Origin of the sequence: Rhizobium gallicum bv. gallicum R602sp (assembly GCF_000816845.1) — a bacterium.
GTDB lineage: Bacteria > Pseudomonadota > Alphaproteobacteria > Rhizobiales > Rhizobiaceae > Rhizobium > Rhizobium gallicum.
In genome coordinates, this window is sequence record NZ_CP006877.1 from 2,199,945 (window position 1) to 2,218,297 (window position 18,353).

Annotated in this window: 16 protein-coding genes; 6 read left to right on the plus strand and 10 right to left on the minus strand. The window is 60.2% G+C overall.

Translation table 11 applies throughout. From position 1 onward, the window contains the following. The first annotated feature begins 33 nt into the window (after window positions 1–33). The 4 genes from RGR602_RS11005 to RGR602_RS11020 all read left to right on the plus strand — a co-directional run bounded on the left by RGR602_RS11005 (window position 34) and on the right by RGR602_RS11020 (window position 6,981). Complete coding sequence (locus tag RGR602_RS11005; RefSeq protein ID WP_052451530.1) at window positions 34–3,681, plus strand: FecR domain-containing protein; 3,648 nt, start codon at window positions 34–36, stop codon at window positions 3,679–3,681. 29 nt (window positions 3,682–3,710) lie between these two features. After that, entirely contained in the window at window positions 3,711–5,663 is a 1,953-nt protein-coding gene (locus RGR602_RS11010) for an adenylate/guanylate cyclase domain-containing protein (protein WP_039846801.1), read from the plus strand. Between the two features lie 75 nt (window positions 5,664–5,738). After that, window positions 5,739–6,440 (plus strand): fumarylacetoacetate hydrolase family protein, encoded by a 702-nt coding sequence (locus RGR602_RS11015; protein ID WP_039845128.1) that lies wholly within the window; start codon window positions 5,739–5,741, stop codon window positions 6,438–6,440. Between the two features lie 10 nt (window positions 6,441–6,450). Next, entirely contained in the window at window positions 6,451–6,981 is a 531-nt protein-coding gene (locus RGR602_RS11020; protein WP_039845129.1) for a gamma carbonic anhydrase family protein, read from the plus strand. Window positions 6,982–6,996: 15 nt separating this feature from the next. Here RGR602_RS11020 and RGR602_RS11025 read toward each other — a convergent pair whose 3' ends face one another. Genes RGR602_RS11025 through RGR602_RS11035 form a run of 3 tightly spaced genes read right to left on the minus strand, consistent with a single transcriptional unit; the run spans window position 6,997 to window position 9,060 of the window. Continuing rightward, the gene (locus RGR602_RS11025) at window positions 6,997–7,395 is read right to left on the minus strand and encodes a Fur family transcriptional regulator (protein ID WP_039845130.1); all 399 of its coding nucleotides are present in this window, start codon (window positions 7,393–7,395) and stop codon (window positions 6,997–6,999) included. Further along, entirely contained in the window at window positions 7,392–8,204 is an 813-nt protein-coding gene (znuB, locus tag RGR602_RS11030; RefSeq protein WP_039845131.1) for a zinc ABC transporter permease subunit ZnuB, read from the minus strand. The genes RGR602_RS11025 and znuB overlap by 4 nt, the downstream gene beginning before the upstream one ends. After that, window positions 8,197–9,060, minus strand: a complete 864-nt coding sequence (locus RGR602_RS11035) for an ATP-binding cassette domain-containing protein (protein WP_039845132.1) — start codon at window positions 9,058–9,060, stop codon at window positions 8,197–8,199. The genes znuB and RGR602_RS11035 overlap by 8 nt, the downstream gene beginning before the upstream one ends. 101 nt (window positions 9,061–9,161) lie before the next feature. On the opposite strand from RGR602_RS11035, the gene RGR602_RS11040 reads away from it, so the two are divergent. After that, entirely contained in the window at window positions 9,162–10,148 is a 987-nt protein-coding gene (locus RGR602_RS11040) for a zinc ABC transporter substrate-binding protein (protein ID WP_039845133.1), read from the plus strand. 233 nt (window positions 10,149–10,381) lie between these two features. Here RGR602_RS11040 and RGR602_RS11045 read toward each other — a convergent pair whose 3' ends face one another. Next, window positions 10,382–11,119, minus strand: a complete 738-nt coding sequence (locus RGR602_RS11045) for an adenylate/guanylate cyclase domain-containing protein (protein ID WP_039846802.1) — start codon at window positions 11,117–11,119, stop codon at window positions 10,382–10,384. A 245-nt stretch (window positions 11,120–11,364) separates the two neighbouring features. Here RGR602_RS11045 and RGR602_RS11050 point away from each other — a divergent pair, with 245 nt between their 5' ends. Continuing rightward, on the plus strand, window positions 11,365–12,015 hold the full coding sequence (locus RGR602_RS11050; RefSeq protein WP_039845134.1) for a glutathione S-transferase family protein: 651 nt from the start codon (window positions 11,365–11,367) through the stop codon (window positions 12,013–12,015). A gap of 657 nt (window positions 12,016–12,672) precedes the next feature. On the opposite strand, the gene RGR602_RS11060 is transcribed toward RGR602_RS11050, so the two are convergent. The 6 genes from RGR602_RS11060 to RGR602_RS11085 form a co-directional block, all read right to left on the minus strand. After that, window positions 12,673–12,987, minus strand: a complete 315-nt coding sequence (locus tag RGR602_RS11060; protein WP_039845135.1) for an RcnB family protein — start codon at window positions 12,985–12,987, stop codon at window positions 12,673–12,675. A 144-nt stretch (window positions 12,988–13,131) separates the two neighbouring features. Continuing rightward, complete coding sequence (locus RGR602_RS11065; RefSeq protein ID WP_039845136.1) at window positions 13,132–13,644, minus strand: GNAT family N-acetyltransferase; 513 nt, start codon at window positions 13,642–13,644, stop codon at window positions 13,132–13,134. Then, window positions 13,641–15,254 carry a glycoside hydrolase family 43 protein gene (locus RGR602_RS11070; protein WP_039845137.1) on the minus strand — a complete coding sequence of 538 codons (1,614 nt, stop codon included), beginning with the start codon at window positions 15,252–15,254 and terminating at the stop codon, window positions 13,641–13,643. The genes RGR602_RS11065 and RGR602_RS11070 overlap by 4 nt, the downstream gene beginning before the upstream one ends. Before the next feature lie 93 nt (window positions 15,255–15,347). Next, window positions 15,348–16,379 (minus strand): L-glyceraldehyde 3-phosphate reductase, encoded by a 1,032-nt coding sequence (mgrA, locus tag RGR602_RS11075; RefSeq protein WP_039845138.1) that lies wholly within the window; start codon window positions 16,377–16,379, stop codon window positions 15,348–15,350. A 68-nt stretch (window positions 16,380–16,447) separates the two neighbouring features. Then, on the minus strand, window positions 16,448–17,581 hold the full coding sequence (locus RGR602_RS11080; RefSeq protein WP_039845139.1) for a Gfo/Idh/MocA family protein: 1,134 nt from the start codon (window positions 17,579–17,581) through the stop codon (window positions 16,448–16,450). 9 nt (window positions 17,582–17,590) lie between these two features. Beyond that, complete coding sequence (locus RGR602_RS11085; protein ID WP_039846803.1) at window positions 17,591–18,352, minus strand: sugar phosphate isomerase/epimerase family protein; 762 nt, start codon at window positions 18,350–18,352, stop codon at window positions 17,591–17,593. Window position 18,353: the final 1 nt, after the last annotated feature.

Genomic DNA, 18,353 nt, shown 5'->3' on the forward strand with positions numbered 1-18,353 from the left:
CTTTTCAACTTCATATCGACAAACGCTTTAGACATGAGGGGTAAGTTTTTCAATTCCGCGTCCACCATTGCGGTGTTGACTGTGGCGGCGTCTTATCTTGCGCTTCCGGCAGCCGCTGATCCTGTGCAGCGCGCGGCACCGGCCGCAGGCTCCGTCATCGACCGCAAGGTCGGCGAGGAAGTCCGCTTCGTCGACCTGTCGAACTGGCAGAATGTCGATCTGCGCCAGGATCTGTTGGGCGGCGACGTGCTGCGCACCAATGCCACCGGCCAGCTCGCAATCCTATTCGCGGACCGCACGCAGGTACGCCTCGGCCGAAATTCGTCGCTGCAGGTCAAACAGATGGCACCGGCGGGCGATACGATCCTTAACCTCCAATCCGGTACGATGTGGGCCCGCGCTCAGCGTGGTGGCTCGGGCCTAACCGTTCAGACACCGGCCGCGGCAGCCGCCATCCGCGGCACCGACTGGACGCTGACGGTCAAGGGCGACCAGACCTCCCTGATCGTGCTGGAAGGCCGCGTGGAGCTGAAGAACGAGCACGGCAGCGTCGAGGTCGCGCAGGGTGAAGCAGCCGTCGCCACCATCGGCCAAGCGCCCCGAAAGCTCGTCATCGTTACGCCGGACGACCGCGAGCAGATGCTGTTTTACCTGACGCTGCGCGGCAGCTTCACCTTCATGCCCGCCTCGCCCCTCCCGGTGCAGAAGATGCGCGACGAACGCAGCCGCATCGAAGCCAAGGCACCTGCGGCAAGAAATGCGGAGGACTGGCTGACGCTAGCCGAGGTGCAACTGTCGCTTGACGGCCGGCAGAAGGCGCTGGAATCGCTGGTGAATGCGCGCACGCTCAAGCTTTCCGCCGCCCAGCGCGCCCGTGCCGACCTGATCGACGCCCTGATTGCCGGCGCCGAGATGCGATACGACGAGGCAGCAAGATTGTTCTCGCGGGCCGAACGGGTGCTCGATCCGCAGCGTCGGAGCATCGCGGCCTATGGCAGCTATTATTCGCGTTCGCTGCGCGATCCGAATCATGCCGAAAAGCCGCCGGAAAACATCACGGGACCCTATGCTGCCGTGATGAAGGCCTACACGGCAGGGTTCCTTGAGGATATCCCAGCCGCGATTGCGACGATGAAGCAGGCGGAAGTGCGATATCCGAACGATTCCACCCTGCCCGCCTTACGCGCGCAGCTGGCGATGCTGATCAACGACCGCATCCAGATGAAGGAGGCGATCGATCGATCGCTCTCGATCGACCCCACCGACCCCAATGCGTTGCAGGCCCGCGCCCGCATGCGCGCCGATTACGAAGGCAATCTCGATGGCGCACTTGAGGACCTGAACAATGCGATCAAGGTCGCGCCGGGCTCGTCCACGGCCTGGAACGATCTCGGCCTGCTCCAAGATGCCCGCGGTGCTACGCGTGAGGCGGAAGCCGCACTCAAGAGGTCCATCGAGCTCGATCCGGACGATCCGGTTGGCCATGCAAATCTCGCAATCCTCTATCTCGACCAGTCGCGCATGAAAGAGGCCAAGCGGGAGATCGATTTGGCGCTCGGCGCCGACCCGGCCTTCAACATCGCCATCTTGGCACGCGGCCGCTACTATCTGCAGATGGGCGAGAGGGAGAAGGCGGTCGATGACCTGCTCGCCTCCTCAACTGCCAACCCGGGCTATTCGCAGGCCCAGCTGATGCTCGCCGCCGGCTACTACGAGAATGGCAACCGCGAAGCCTCCGGCCAGGCGCTCGACAATGCCGATCGGCTGGACAAGAACGATCCTTCTGTCGCGGCATTCCGCGCAGCCGTTGCAATTGACGACTATGACTCCGATGGCGCGATGAAGAGTGCCCGTGAATACCTCAAGCGATCGCGCGCGCGGGGAGGATATTACGCCTCGCTTGGAGCCAACCAAAACGGCGGCTCGACGCTCAATGCGGCTTTTCGGCTCCAAGGTTTGGACGCCTGGGGCCAATATTACGGGGATGCGGTCTTCGATCCGTTTTCGGGAAGTGGCTATTTCGACCAGACTTTTCGTGGAAGCGTGAACCCGCTCGCCAATTCATTTCTTTATGGCGGGAACGTGGTCACCAACACCGCAAATGCGTCATCTTATTCATCCTTCATTCAAGGGTTATTGTTCGATCCCCATATGCTTTCAGGTCGTTCGCGGTCGGCAAATCTCGCGCGCATGCCCTTCCTGGAAGGCTCGATTGGCGCCGGAACAATGCTGACCCAAGAAAATGCGGGATTGTTGGGTGAGGCTGAAATTCAGGGCTTTTCCAACGAACCCCGGCCCATCAGCTTTTTCGCAAATTTTCAATGGGAAAAGACCTCGGACACGACCCGCGGATACAATAACGGCACACTTGATTTAAACACCGATACCAAGCTGGTCGCCGGCAATGGCTACGTGACGGCCTCGGTGACTCCGGACGATCGTATCGTCGCTTTCGTCAATCATTCAGATTCAAAATACGATCTCGACATTCCATCAAGAGCATTTCTGCCGCTGGTGCCGGGCCTCTACTATGGGCTGGATAACAAATTTTCCATTGCCGGAGTCGGCTTGAGCCACACGTTCGGATATCGAAATGTCTTAAATACAGCTTTCTTCTATTCATCGATCGATTCTTCGATGGATCAAAACATTCTGGTTCCGCCACTAATTCCCGGTCTGTTCTCAAGCCTGATACACACTAAGCAGGAAAATTACGTTGGCGCGATAAATCACACCTACGGAATGGATGACCTGACCTGGCGCTATGGTGTCGAAGGAGGATGGATCGACACAGAAACGACTACGGGCGTTTCATTGGTTGGCGTTCCTCTCGGTGAGGTGGAGGAACATACCGGTACACGCTATGGCAAGGTGTACATCGATCTCCTTCATGAGATAACGCCCGACTTGAAAGCGGAGTACGGGCTTTTCGGCACCTTTTACCAAGGCGACGAGGTAGATATTCAACGTCTCGAGCCCCGCATAGGAGTCGCGTGGTCGCCGGCGGAGGGCCATTGGCTGCGAGCCGGTTATTTGCGACAAGGCACGAACAGCACCACGCCAACCCTTGCCCCGGTCGGCATCGTTGGCCTGCAGCCTAACACATTCGGCATCGATCTTTCAGGGTATGCTGATACGTTCACTGTTCGGTGGGATGCTGAATGGAATGACTGGTTGTTTACAGCTGTTGACCTCCAGCATCAGGAACTTCGCGATCTCTCAATCGACAACATCATTGCGCTGGAGAGCTTTGGCACTCGCAAAGCGCGCGCAGATCGTGCTTCGTTTACAGCAAACATTGCATTGGGATATGGGTTTGGCCTGGCTGCGACATACGCTCTTAGCGATTCCGAAGATAACGACCCGTCAAGCGGCGGTTATGGCCAAGAATTGCCATTCCTTCCAAAGCACTCCGGACAAATTGCCCTCACGTGGGTGAACGAAGCCAATGTGAAAGCTACGCTTGCGGCCAACTATGTCGGTGAACGACACGGCGATCAATCCGATGAGATCCTTGACGATTACTGGACGCTCGATGCAAATCTTGTCTGGGAGCCACTTGATAAACGGTTCGCGCTGGAAGCCGCAGCTTATAATCTGCTTGATGAGGATTTTGAGGTCGCTTCAGGGTTCAACGGCTGGGGCCGCGTGTTCAAAGGCACGCTTGAAATCCGCTTCTGATGATCGCGGTCGCGGATACCGGGCATAAAATGCGCCAACCAGGCTGGCCGTTCAGCGGCCGGCCGGTGCGGCTGGCAGTACTAGTGCTTTTGACGCTGATTTCCATTTCGCTGCTCTCGCGTCTGCCCGCCTGGTCGCTGCTGGAACTGCGGAGCTTCGACTATCTATCGACCGTCGACGACCCGCTGCCGCCTGCCGATGCGCCGGTGATCGTTGCGATCGACGAGCCGTCACTGGCGGAGATGAATGAGCAATGGCCCTGGCCGCGCAGCCTGCATGCCCGGCTGATCCGGCAGCTGCGCGCAGCGGGCGCCAAGGCGATCGGCCTCGATATCATTATGGCCGAACAGTCTTCGCGAGAGGACGATGCGGCAATAACGGCGGCGGTCGGGCCGGACATTGTGCTTGCCGGTGACGAGACGCTAATCCAGACACCGCAGGCCGACCAGTTGATCCGCGCCACGCCTATGCCGCAACTGACAGAAGCCGGCGCGAGAACCGGCATCGCCTCGATCGACCTCGGCGGCGACGGCGTCTTCCGCAACATCCCGTCCTATCAGGACGGCTTTGCCATAACCCTTGCGCAGGTAGCCGGGAAGGCACCGGGGAGCCTGCCCGCCAACGCACTGATTCAGTCTTTCGGACCATCACGCAGTTATCCGACGGTTTCCTATTATCAGGCGCTGGACCCAGAGAACTTTCTGCCGAAGGATTTCTTCAAGGACCGCGTGGTGTTCGTCGGACTCAGCCTGCAGAATGCGCCGGAAATCGAAAAAGGCGGTGCCGATGCTTTTGCAACCCCTTACACGGTCCATACGGGCAGACTGGTCGCCGGCGTCGAAATCCAGGCGACGATCTACGACAATATCGTGCACCGCTATTCGATCGAGCTGGCGCGCCTTCCAGTGGTTGCCTTCGCCATCCTGATTGCCGCCATTCTCGCTGCTGCGACCGTCTGGAGATCCACGGGCTGGCCGACATTCGCCGCCACAGTTGTCTTCATCGGCGTGGCGGCGGCGCTGAGCTATGCCGGCATCCGCTTCGGCAATCTGTTCGTCTCACCGCTGGGGCCGGTTGTGGCTTATGTGTCCGTCGCCTTCGGCCAGGCGGCATTCGATTTTGCCGAAGAGCGACGCAAGAAGAAGCAAGTCACCCTCGCCTTCTCGCAATACATATCGCCCGATCTCGTCAAACGGCTTTCCGAGGATCCATCACAGCTGAAGCTCGGTGGCGAGCGGCGGACGCTCTCGGTCCTGTTTTCGGACGTGCGGGGCTTCACGACGATTGCCGAGACGCTGAAGGACGATCCGGAGCAGCTTACCAGCCTCATCAACCGCCTGCTGACACCGCTTTCCGATGTCGTGATGGATCACGCCGGGACGATCGACAAATATATGGGCGACTGCATCATGGCGTTCTGGAATGCACCGCTCGACGATGCGGATCATGCGCTAAATGCTGTTGCCGCCTCGCTCGCGATGCAGGAAGCGATCGCGAGCCTGAACAGGCAGCTCGAGAAAGAGGCCAGGATAAACGGAACGCCGCTGCATGCGCTGAAAATGGGCGTCGGCATCAATACCGGCGAGTGCGTTGTGGGCAACATGGGCTCGAACAGGCGTTTCGACTATTCCTGTCTCGGGGACGCGGTCAATCTCGCCTCGCGCCTGGAGGGAGCCTCGAAGAATTATGGCGTCGCTCTGCTTCTCGGCGAGCAGACTGCGAAGCTTGTGGCGGGCACCTATACGGTCGCCGAGCTCGACCGTGTCCTCGTCAAAGGCAAGACGCTCCCCACCCCGGTTTTCACGGTGCTGCATCACGCGGATGCCGCGGCGCTGGCGGCGCACCAGACCTTCGTGGAAATGAAATATGCCTGCAAGCTTTCGCCGGACGATCCCGTATTCGAGACGCTGTCGCAGATGATCCCTGAACTTGCGGCCTATTATGCGATCATTCGCAGCGATGTCTCGGGCACGGAAGGATAATCGTCCCGTTGCGCTTTCCCCGCTTGCGATTTTACGTTTAAGATCGCCGGACTCGATAACAGCAAGAGCATCTCAATGTCCGCAACAAGCCCCGCCACCGTTATCCCACTTCCGCAGCCAGTTCTGCTTCCCATCGAAGGCAGCAGTGACGTCTTTCCGGTGCGCCGCGTCTATTGCGTCGGGCGCAACTATGCGGACCACGCGATCGAGATGGGGCACGACCCGAGCCGCGAGCCGCCCTTCTTCTTCCAGAAGAACGCCGACAACCTGCTGCCTCCCGGCACGCCGTTTCCCTATCCGTCTCTTTCGAATGACGTGCATTACGAGGCAGAATGCGTGATTGCGCTGAAATCAGGCGGCGGGAACATTCCCCTCGGCAACGCGCTTGACTGCATCTATGGCTACGCCGTCGGTATCGATTTCACGCGCCGCGATCTGCAGGCCGAGGCAAAGAAGCTCGGCCGTCCATGGGAAGTTGCGAAGGCATTCGAATATTCGGCACCGGTTTCGGCAATCGTGCCCGCAAGCCGCCTCGGCCATCCGGACGCGGGCCGCATCTGGCTCGACCACAACGGGAAGCGCGTTCAAGACGGTGATCTGAAGCAGATGATCTGGAAGATGTCGGAAATCATCGCTGAGCTCTCCAAGCTCTTCGTCCTGGCGCCGGGTGATGTCATCATGACCGGCACGCCGGCCGGTGTCGGCGCCGTCAAGAAAGGCGATCGCGTCGAATGCGGCATCGACGGTATCGCGACGCTTTCCGTAACCGTCGCCTGAGGAGATTGCCATGCCCGTTTACGCGCTTGGAGGATTGTCGCCGAAACTTCCGCCGAGCGGGCTCTACTGGATTGCGCCGGACGCGCATGTAATCGGGCAGACGGAGCTTGGCGAAGGCGTCGGCATCTGGTTCGGCGCCGTGCTTCGCGGCGACAACGAGCCGGTCACCGTCGGCAACAACACCAATATCCAGGAAGGCGCGATGCTGCACACCGATCCGGGCTTTCCGGTGACGATCGGCGAAGGCTGCACCATCGGTCATCACGCGATCGTCCACGGCTGCACGATCGGCAACAATTCGCTGATCGGTATGGGCGCAACCGTCTTGAACGGCGCCAAGATCGGCAACAACTGCCTTGTCGGCGCCAATGCCCTGGTGACGGAAGGCAAGGAATTTCCGGACGCTTCACTGATCGTCGGTTCGCCTGCCCGCGCCATACGGACGCTCGATGAAAAGGCGATCGATGGGATTAGGCGCTCGGCGGAAAAATATGTCGCCAACTGGCAGCGTTTCGCCCGCGACTTGAAGCGGATCGACTAACGCCCCGCAATTGCGCTAGGCGGCGCAGGTCTCGCAAAGACCGCGGATTTCGATCGTCGTCTTCTCCGCCTTGAATTTCTTGCCGCGCGTCCAGTCCCTCAGCCGGTGATCGACCTCGTGATCGTGGAACTCCATGACATGGCCGCAGCTTTCGCAAATCGCGAAGGCAACGGTGCCGTGGCTGTGGCAATCCTCGTTCGGATGGGCGCACACGACGAAGGAATTGATACTCTCCAGCCGATGCACGACGCCATATTCGAGCAGCTTCTCCAACGCACGGTAGACCTGCAGCGGCGCGCGGAACCCGTGGTCGCGCAGCTTGTCGAGGATCGTATAGGCGCTGAGCGGGCCGTCGGCCTTTTCCAGCACGTCGAAGACCAGCGCCTGGTTCTTGGTCAGTTGCGGTGCGTTCATGAGCCTTGTCCTTGCGGTTCCTTGCGTCCCAGCCGCGGCAGCAGGCTGAGGAGGAAGAGAATGAGTGCGGCAACCACGATCGAAGGGCCTGACGGCGTGTCGTAGGTGAGCGAGCCGAATAGGCCGCCGACGACGGCGGCAGCACCGATCAGCGATGCGAGAACGGCCATGACCTCCGGTGTCGACGAGAAGCGGCGGGCCGCGGCCGCCGGGATGATCAGAAGCGACGTGATCAGCATGATGCCGACGATCTTCATCGCGATGGCGATGACGACCGCCATCAGGAGCATGAAAAAGAGTCGCGCCCGCTCAGGCTGCAGCCCCTCGGCCTCGGCAAGCTCGGGGTTGACGGTCGATGCCAACAGCGGACGCCACAGCCAGGCGATCGCGGCGACGACAAAGAGGCCGCCACCCCAGATCAACGCGATGTCGGTTTTAGAGACGGCAAGGATATCGCCGAAAAGGAAGGCGATGAGGTCGATGCGTACCCAGCTCATGAAGGCGACCATGACGAGCCCGATCGCCAGCGTCGCGTGCGACAAGATGCCGAGCAGCGCATCGGCCGACAGCGCCTGCCGCTTTTGCAGGAAGAGCAGCAGGATCGAAACCGTCGCCGCAACGGCGAAGACGGCAAGCGTCAGGTTGAATTCAAAGAGCAGCGACAGCGCGACGCCGAGCAGCGCGGAATGGGCGATCGTATCGCCGAAATAGGCCATGCGCCGCCAGATGATGAAGCAGCCAAGCGGCCCGGTGGTGAGCGCCAGACCGACACCGGCAAGGATCGCGCGGACGAAGAAATCGTCAAGCATGGCGCTCTCCCGCATGATGGTGGTGGTCGTGATCCGAGCGGTCGTGATCGTGGTGATGGCCGTCGTCTGGATGACAATGGTCCGTCACCGAGCCATCCGAATGCAGCACCCGGCCGTCCGGCAGATGCGTGTGGTCGTGGTGGTGGCTGTAAACGGCGAGCGTCTTTGCCGCGCGGCTTCCGAAGAGGCGCACATATTCCGGGCTCTGGCTGACCGTCTCCGGCGTGCCACGGCAGCAGACGTGGCCGTTGAGGCAGATCACCGTATCGGTCTCCGCCATGACGACATGGAGATCATGCGAGATCAAGAGGATGCCGCAGCCGGTAGAATTACGGATCTGCTTGATGAGATCGTAAAGCGCGATCTCGCCGGAGAAATCGACGCCCTGCACCGGTTCATCCAGCACGAGCAGATCGGGCTTGCGGGCAATGGCACGCGCAATCAGCGCCCGCTGGAACTCGCCGCCGGAGAGGTGCTGCACCTCGGCATTCGGCATATGAGCCATGCCGGCGGCCTCGAGCGCGGCCATTATCTCGCGTTCGGGAAGCGCACCGGTCAACGTCATGAGGCGCCGGACGGTGAGCGGCAGCGTCCAGTCGATCGCAAGCTTTTGCGGCACGTAGCCGACCTTGAGGCCGCTTGCCCGCTCCACCCTGCCCTCATCGGGCTTCAAAACGCCGATCGCCGCCTTGGCGCTTGTGGATTTTCCGGAGCCGTTCGGACCGATCAGGGTCACGATCTCGCCGCGTGAAATCGAAAACTCCACGCCCCGGACAAGCCAGCGGCCATCCCGCCGGACACCCACATTGTGGAGAAAAACCAGCGGCTTCGAGGCAGGGTTTGCGGGAGATAACATCATTTTTCCGACAGTGCTGTTGCGTCATGCTATCGCACACGTTATAGCATTACGCAATTGATGTAATAACATTACACTTGCTATTCAAGCGGAGCGTGAACATGAAACTGGTTATGAGCCTTTCCCTTGCGATTCCGGCGATCCTGCTGGCCGGGGCATCCAAGGCGGCGGATGCGCCGGCAGTCGTTACTTCGATCAAGCCGATCCATTCGCTGGTTTCGGCGATCATGCAGGGGGTCGGCACGCCGGAACTAATCGTCGATGGTGCTGCCTCCCCGCATACCTACAATCTCAAGCCGTCGGATGCGAGCGCACTGCAGAGCGCCAAGGTGATCTTCTGGGTAGGTCCCGGCCTCGAAGCATTCCTCGAAAAGCCGCTGGAATCGCTAGGCTCCGGCGCCAGCATTGCCGAGCTGGAGGATGCGCCGGGCCTTGTGAAGCTGAAGTTTCGCGAAGGCGGCGCCTTCGAAGCGCACGATGACGGCGACGAGGCGGAAGCCGGGCATGAGCACGAAGAGGCCGGGCACGATCATGACGCGCATGCAGAAGGCGATCACGGTCACGGCGAGTTCGACACGCATCTCTGGCTCGATCCGATGAATGCCGAGGCCATGGCTGCGGAAATCACCACGACGCTGGTGGCCGCCGATCCCGCCAACGCGCTGACCTACCAGGCCAATGCCAAGGCGCTGGACGCAAAGATCGATGCGCTGGACAGGGAAATCACCGACATCGTCACCCCGGTAAAGGAAAAGCCTTTCATTGTCTTCCATGATGCCTACCAGTATTTCGAGCACCGCTATGCCGTCCGCGTCGCTGGCTCCATCACGGTGAGCCCGGAAAACATGCCCGGTGCCGAGCGCGTTTCGGAGATTCACAAGAAGGTTGCCGACCTCGGCGCAACCTGCGTCTTCGCCGAACCGCAGTTCGAGCCGCGCCTGGTCAATGTCGTCATCGAAGGCACCGATGCGAAAGCCGGCGTACTCGACCCGGAGGCGGCAACGCTGGAGGCCGGTCCCGATCTCTATTTCACACTGATGCGCGGCATCGCCAACAGCATGAAGGATTGCCTTTCGCGCGAAAGCTGAGCGGGAAAGGGAAATGGCGGCATCTCCCGGCCCCCCTCGCAAGCTCGGAACTGCGCGCAGCATGACGGCGATCGCGATCAGGCCGTTTTGCTGTATCTGCGAGGGATGTGAACCGCTGCCGCGCATCGAGGGACTGAGCGAGCCCGCCGAGAATGAGGCCTGAGTCCCGCGGTGGCTGGCCAAGGCCCGGCCCTAAATGTGCGGTTTTCAAGCGACCTGGCATTCAACGGTGCTCAGATCGAGTAAAGCTCAATCGGCTTCTCAAAGCCCTTCAGGCGGTATGCCCGACCTTTGCTGTTGGCCGTTTGGCTCTGCGCCCGCTCGCAAACGGCCTTGGTGACGAGAATCCGCCCTGCATCAGCAACTGACTGCGCGCGAGCGGCAGTATTCACAACCGTTCCAATCGCAGTCAGGTCGCGATGCGATCGGCCGAACTCTCCGAAGCTGGCCTCGCCAGTGTCGATGCCGATACCAATGCCGAGTTCACTTCCGTCCAGCCCGGCACCTTCAGCCATGTGACGTTCACGACGCAACCGGCAGCGGTGCTGAATCTCCCGCGCAGCCAGCACAGCACGTTCGGCGTGGTCCTGGTGGTGGATCGGAAAGTTGAAAATTGCCATGATGGCGTCCCCGACCGTCTTGTTGAGAAGGCCGTCGTATTCCCAAATGGCTGCGGCACATTCATCGTAAAAATCATCGAGCAGCGACGAGACAGTATCTGCCGGAAGCGACTGCGAAAGCGTCGTATAGCCCCTCAGATCCGCAAAAAGCACGGATACATCAACAGTGATCTTGCGGGCTTTCATCACGCGTGTGAACATGAGTTCGCAAATCGTGCAGGTGTTCGGATTCATCCGGCTCGGGCGGATGCCGAAGGCGCGGAAGGGAATGGAAGCCGGTCCGCGCAGAGGCACCGGGAGGCGCATCTGCTGCCAGCAGCCCTTGCAAATCCTGGATTGAGAATACGACATCTTGCCGCCGCCCTGTTTGCGTGTCGTTTCGCCGATTTTCGCACATCCGGGCCAGAAAATCCTCAAAAAAGCCGGCAGGTGCTTTGCAACCGGGACCGCGTCATCAAAAACGCCCATTCGGCGATTTGCGACAATAAAAACTGGAGCGAAAGAAATTCAACGATGAAGCGACGATCGCAGACATGGAGTGTCGGAACCTGGTTTGGCCACCCGTCTTCAGGACAGACGTGCTATGGAGAACAGCGATGACTATCACTATTACCGCCTTTGAACGGTCGCCCGATGGCGGCAAAGGTCTGGCCCGGGACATGCGCGTTCGCTGGGCGTTCGAAGAGGTTGGCGAGCCTTACGAAGTTCGTCTTCTTTCGTTTAAAGCGATGAAGGAACCCGCGCATCTCGCGCTTCATCCATTTGGGCAGATTCCGACCTATGAAGAAGGCGATCTCGCCCTGTTCGAGTCGGGGGCGATCGTGTTCCATATCGCGGAGCGCCATGCGGGCTTGCTGCCAGACGATGCGAATGCCCGGGCGCGCGCGATCACATGGATGTTTGCCGCGCTCAACACGATGGAGCCGACGATCGTCGATCGCGAAGTCGCCAGGCTCCTGGAGGGTCACGAGACTTGGTACGAGCAGCGTCTGTCAGTCGTCGAGGAACGCATCCGCAAGCGGCTGAGCGAACTTTCCGATCGCCTTGGCGATGCCGACTGGCTAGACGGTGAGTTCAGCGCCGGTGACCTTCTGATGGTGTCGGTGCTGCTCAGGTTGAATGGATCGGGCATACTGGACGAATATCCGAACCTCTCCGCCTATGTCGCCCGCGGTGAAGCGCGGCCCGCATACAAGCGTGCTTTCGACGCTCAGTTGGCGGTTTTCATCGCCGCATCGACGGGCTGAAAAAGCCCGCTCTCTCGCCGGCTCGAAGCGGTCATGGGAGTCTTTTACTCAATTGTGGATCCTGACCCCGGAATCGCGCGACGGAGCGGTGTCGTGATCGGGTAGTGAGCGGACTTCAGATGATGCCGTGCTTCCCTAAAAGAGCCTGCTCGTCGCCTGACACCCAGCCGAAAACTTTCGGCTCCCCATCCAGCTCTTGGACGAAGGAATGAACATCAAAACCTATCGTTACGTCCGGTTCATCCTTGCGGACATAGGTTGCCCTCCACGCGACATGGCCACGCAATGATGTTCATCCATGGGGCGAGAGGTGGACATTGCGTATCGGCATCTTCTTCGTCCCTGTCGCCCGATAGCGCGCATAACCTTGCGCCAACTTGCTTGATTTGATCGTCGTTCTTTCCAGTCATCACCCCAGCAGGCGAGGCATCTATGAAGGCGGAAGCATACAAAGATGCGACCTCATCCGTTTCTATGTCGCTGCGAAAGGACTGCTTGAAACAGCGTTCGTGTCGCTCGAAAAAGCTTCCTTACGCTGGTCGCCATCAACAGCATTCACCATGGCTTCGTGAGAATATCTCCCATAAGTCGAGCCGCCCGCAGCGTCTTTCTGCGAGCGACTTTAGAGCCCAAAGGTGCCTTTTTAAGAACGCCCGATCAGCGGGCAGCGATGATGCTTGAGACAATCCCGCTCGTGACGCCGATCAGCAGGAACTCGTTGTCGACCCTGACCCAGCGGTAGCCGCGCGGCGGCGCCGACAGACGGTGGCGGCGGTAGTCGCGGACTTCGGCCATGTGGCGGCGTTCTGCAGCAGTCATGCGATGACCTTTCGTCCAGCGGTATTTGTGAACCACGACCTTCTTTTCGACAATGATCGGACGGCGGTGCTCGGCAGCACTTGCCTCTGATGCGAAAGCAATCGGCGTAATCAGGAAGGAAACGGAAAGCAGGGCTGTGAATATCTTTCTCATCGGGGAATCCTCGTGTTGAACGCCGCCGAAACTACGTCCACGAAAGTGAACCGAATCTGAAAATTAAATTACACTATTGTAATGGAAACTGACGCTTATAAGCATAATTTTATATCTTAGTTTCGCCTTTTAAAGCGGCCGCATTCAAGTTCGGCTGAAGATCAAAGCCATGTTGACGACGTCGAGATAGCGGCCGTCGATATGAACGGCGTCCCTGCTCACGCCCTCGCTAACGAAGCCGGCCTTCTCGTAAAGGCGGATTGCGCGGGTATTGTCGGCATGGACGCTGAGCTCGACCCGTATAATGTCATATTCCCTGGCCTGCTTCAGCGTGGTCTCCATGAGACGCAAGCCGAGACCCTGTCCGCGGTGGGCAGGGATGATGCCCATGCCGAGCGTTCCTCGGTGCGCATGTGCCGGGCGGGAATGCCGGCGGATATCGCACCAGCCGATCACCCCGCCGTCCTTTACTGCGACAAATTGCGGATGCCTGTTCTCGATCATGTCGAGAACGAATTTCCGTGTGTCTTCGAGCGGCGGGGCCTCAAGGAAGGTGAGATACCTGCGTTCACGCGCAACTAGGTCGAGAGCCTGGTGATAGCTCCCGATGTGCCGGACGGCGATCGGTTCGATGACACTATCGGACGCCAGTATCAAAGCTCTTCGTAGTTGAACCAGTCGAAATCGGCTGTCTTGGCACGCCCAGATGTGTCGAAGGCGAAGACGCCGGCGAAGGCACCCGTGAAGGAGCCGTGCTCGCCGCGGCCACCCTCGTCGGAGACGACGCCGGCATCGAGAACCGGGCCGATCGGCTGCCAGGCGCCCTTTCCTTCCGTCTGCCAGAAGAATTGCAGGTCGTTGTCGCGGATTTCCATGGAAAGCTGGACGCGGCCTTCCGCCGGAAGGGCGACGCCGCTGCCGGCCGGGAAGCTTAGACGACCGTTCGGATAATCCCCATTGCAGGAAAGGATGGTGACGCAGCGGCCGAGCTTTTCGTGCAGCGTCACCGCTACGGCGTGCAACTTGTGGCGATTGTAGTAATGCGTCAGGCCGGCGACCTGCTGGTAGGTGTCCGGGTCGAACTCCACGACAGTCTCGGCGCGGAAACTGTGATGCTCCTGGCGGCGGGCGACGAGCGCCTGCTCGAACCACGAGCCGATGCTTTCGCGGGCGATGAGGCGCAGGTGGCCGGGGCGTCCGGTCAGATCGAAGATGCGCTCCGGCTGCGGCGTGCGCAGCCACTGGAAATCCGCAGGCAACTTGCCGCCATCGAACCTATATTCGGTGCGAACCGGTTTTTCGGCGCGAACCGCGCCCTTGAGGCCCGGAACTTCGACATCCGGCACGGTCGTGCCGTTTTCGAGGTAGAGCCAGCCGTCCGCCTTCCAGACGCATTTCTGCAGGCTGGTTTCGCGGCCAAGCGTGCAGCGGCGCTTCGGCGGCAGCGGCCGCCCGCAAAGATGGGTGTGATAGACTTGCCCGTCGGGCGTCTCGACATACTGCCCATGCCCTGCCCGCTGCAGAACGGCTTCCGGATTGTCCTTGGAGCTGATGAGATGGATATTCGGATGCATCTCGTAGGAACCGTCGATGTTGCGCGAACGCGCCATGGTGACAGCGTGATCATAGCCCGTGCCGCCTTCGGCGGTCGTTAGGTAATAGTATCCGTTGCGCTTGAAGAGATGCGGGCCTTCGACAAGACCGAGCGGGCTGCCGGCGAAGATGTTCCGGATCGGACCTTTCAGCGCCTTCGTGACCGGATCCCATTCCTGCAGCAGGATGCCATCGAAGGCCGGATGCTTGGGTGCGCCGCCATAGCTTTCCGTGCGGTGGTTCCACTGCATGTTGACGAACCACTTGCGGCCGTCGTCGTCATGGAAGAGCGACGGGTCGAAACCCGAGGAATTGACATAGACCGGATTAGACCACTCGCCCTCGATGGTCGGCGAGGTGACGATGTAGTTGTGTGCGTCCTTGAAGTTGCCGTCGAAGCGCTTGACGTCGGTATAGACCAGCCAGAACTGCCCATCGGCATAGGAAAGACACGGCGCCCACACGCCGCAGCTATCGGGGTTGCCGCGCATGTCGAGCTGCGATTGGCGCTCCAGCGGACGGCGCACCAGTGTCCAGTTCACCAGATCGCGCGAATGGTGGATCTGCACACCCGGATACCATTCGAAGGTCGAGGTCGCGATGTAATAGTCGTCGCCGACGCAGCAGATAGACGGATCGGGATTGAAACCAGGCAGAACGGGGTTGCGGATCATGACGGCTGCTCCTCCGGATAGCCGCAGACTGCGGCACGTACATCAAACTGAATGAGAAATGCCCGGCCATTTCCGGACTGGCGTTGCTTGCGCCTATTCTCGCTCTGCGGATTTCGCCCAGAGATTGACGTCGGCCTCGCGGGCGTAGATATCGATCTCCTTCAGCTCTTCCACCGTGAAATCAAGATTGTCGAGTGCCTTGACGCAATCGACGATCTGCGACGAACGGCTGGCGCCGATCAGCGCCGACGTCACCCGGCCGCCGCGCAATACCCAGGCGATCGCCATCTGCGCCAGCGTCTGGCCGCGGCGTTCGGCAATGCTATTCAGCTTGCGGATGTTGTCGATGATCGACGGGCGGATGAAATCACGCTTCAGGAAGTGGTTCTGTGCCGCACGGCTGTCTTCCGGGATGCCGGCGAGATATTTGGTCGTGAGCATGCCCTGCGCCAGCGGTGAAAAGACGATCGAGCCCATGCCGACCTCGTCCAGCGTATCGAGCAGCTGGTCGTCCTCAACCCAACGGTTGAGCATGGAATAGCTCGGCTGGTGGATGAGGCACGGCGTGCCGAGATCCTTGAGGATCGCGGCTGCTTCCCGCGTGCGCGGCGAATTATAAGAGGAAATGCCGACATGGAGCGCGCGGCCGGAGCGGACGATATAGTCGAGCGCGCCGCAGGTCTCTTCGAGAGGCGTATCCGGATCGAAACGGTGCGAATAGAAGACATCGACGTAGTCGAGGCCCATGCGCTTCAGGCTCTGGTCGCAGGAAGCGATCAGATATTTGCGGCTGCCCCACTCGCCATAGGGACCAGGCCACATTTCGTAGCCGGCCTTCGATGAGATGATGAGTTCATCGCGCAGGCCCGCGAATTCGGTACGAAGGATTTCGCCGAAGGCGGTTTCGGCCGAACCTGGAGGCGGACCGTAATTGTTGGCAAGGTCGAAATGGGTGATGCCGAGATCGAAGGCAGTGCGGCACATGTCGATCTTGCGCTCATGGGGCGTGTCGCCGCCGAAATTGTGCCAGAGACCGAGGGAAACGGCAGGAAGCTTCAGGCCGGAGCGGCCCGTGCGGTTATACTTCATCTTCGAATAGCGGTCGGAAGCCGGTTGCCAGCTCATGGTCCTGATCCTTTTGAAACGTGCGCGCGGGCTGGAAAAGCCCGCGCGGAAAATAGCCCGTTGGAAGCCTACTTCAAGAGCGCCTGAGCCTCTTCGATGCCAAGCGCGGCGGGCTGCGTGCAGGTCGTCGTGAGTTCCACGAACCTGCCCTCCTCGCCAGATTTCAGGATCGAGGTCATGACGTCGACGCCATGCAGCGTGCGCTCCAGCGAGCAGCGCGCATCGCGGCCCTCGATTAGCGCGGCGACCATGTCAGCAAGACCTGCCGTGCGGTAGTTGGCGCGCGGGCCTTGCGGGCTTTCCTGGTTGAACCTGCCGAAGGGATGCTCCCAGGCTTCTAGCGGCTTGACATCCTTGTCGCGGCCGCTTGCCTCGACGACGCCGCCGAAGAAGTTCGGGTCGGGAACGAAAAGGGTGCCATCGGTGCCGTAGAGCTCCATATTGGCATGGCGATGCGACCAGACATCCCAGCTCGCCGTCAGCGTCACCGTCGCACCGCTGACGAATTCCAGCAGTGCCTGGACGGTCGTCGGCGTCTTGACCGGAATCGTCTCACCGTGGCGTGGCTGGCTGGTAATTGTGCGTGTCTCCGACGCCATCGAGGTGATCGCGCCGACGCGCTTCACCGGGCCGATGAAATTGATGAGGTTGGCGATGTAATACGGGCCCATGTCGAGGATGGGACCACCGCCCGGCAGGAAGAAGAAGTCCGGGTTCGGATGCCACATCTCCATGCCCGGCCCCATAACATAGCAGGCGCCTGAGGTGATGCGCCCGATGCCGCCCTCGTCGACATATTTGCGGGCAAGCTGGTGCGCACCACCGAGGAAGGTGTCCGGCGCGCAGCCGACGGAGAGCTTCTTTTCCTTAGCGATGCGGCGCAGGTCCTCACCCTGTTCCAGCGTCAGCACGAGTGGCTTTTCAGAGAAGACGTGCTTGCCGGCCTCAAGCGCCGCCTTTGAGACCGGATAATGCGCATCGGGGATCGTGAGGTTCACGACGACGTCGATCTCGTCATTGGCAAGAAGCTGCTCGATGGTCTGAGCGGTGACGCCGTATTCCTCGGCGCGAAGTTCGGCTGCCTGCACATTGATGTCCGCGCAGGCCAGAATTTTCAGCCCCTTGAAGAGGGGTGCGAGCGAAAGGTAGGTGGTGGAGATGTTGCCGCATCCGATGATGCCGACGCCAAGTTCCTTGGTCATGGTTTGCCCTCAGTAGGTCTTGAAGGATGCGATCGAGCGGGTGATCAGGCGATCGATGTCGCTTGGATTGTCGTGCTCGACGACGTAGTGCTTCACCCTGGTGCCTTTGAGCGCAGCGATCAGCTTCGGCCAGGCAAGTGTGCCGTGACCGATATCGGCCCAGCCGTCCTCGTCCTTGTTCTCGCCGACCGGCGCGATGTCCTTGACGTGTACGGCAGTGATGCGTGAGCCGAGCTTCTCGATCCAGCCGAACGGATCCGCTCCGCCGCGGACGACCCAGGCGATATCCGCTTCCCACGAAATATCGGGGGCGCCTTCGAAGATGCGCTCGATTGGCAGCGAGCCGTCGGCAAGCTTCACGAATTCGAAGTCGTGATTGTGCCAGCCGAATTCGTAGCCGGCGTCCTTATAGGGCTTGGCCATTTCCTGCAGGCGCTTGCCAAACGCGAGCCATCCGGCGCCGTCCGCCGGACGCTGGTCGGCGGCAAGATGCGGCGCGTAGATCGAATCCATGCCGAGCGTCTTTGCAATGTTCAGCGATTTCTTGACTTCGCCGTCGAGGAAATCCGGGCTGAAATGGCCGGTTGCCATCGTCAGACCGTTCTTGTCGAGATCGGCGCGCAGGCCCTTCAAATCAGCGTCACCGAGGTCGGCATAGATGCCGCCGAAGCCTTCGACCTCCGAATAACCGGCCTTGCCGAGCTTTTCGAAGATTGCCGAATACGGCTGGAAATTGCGGGCGCTATAAAGCTGGAAACTCAGTTTCGTCATC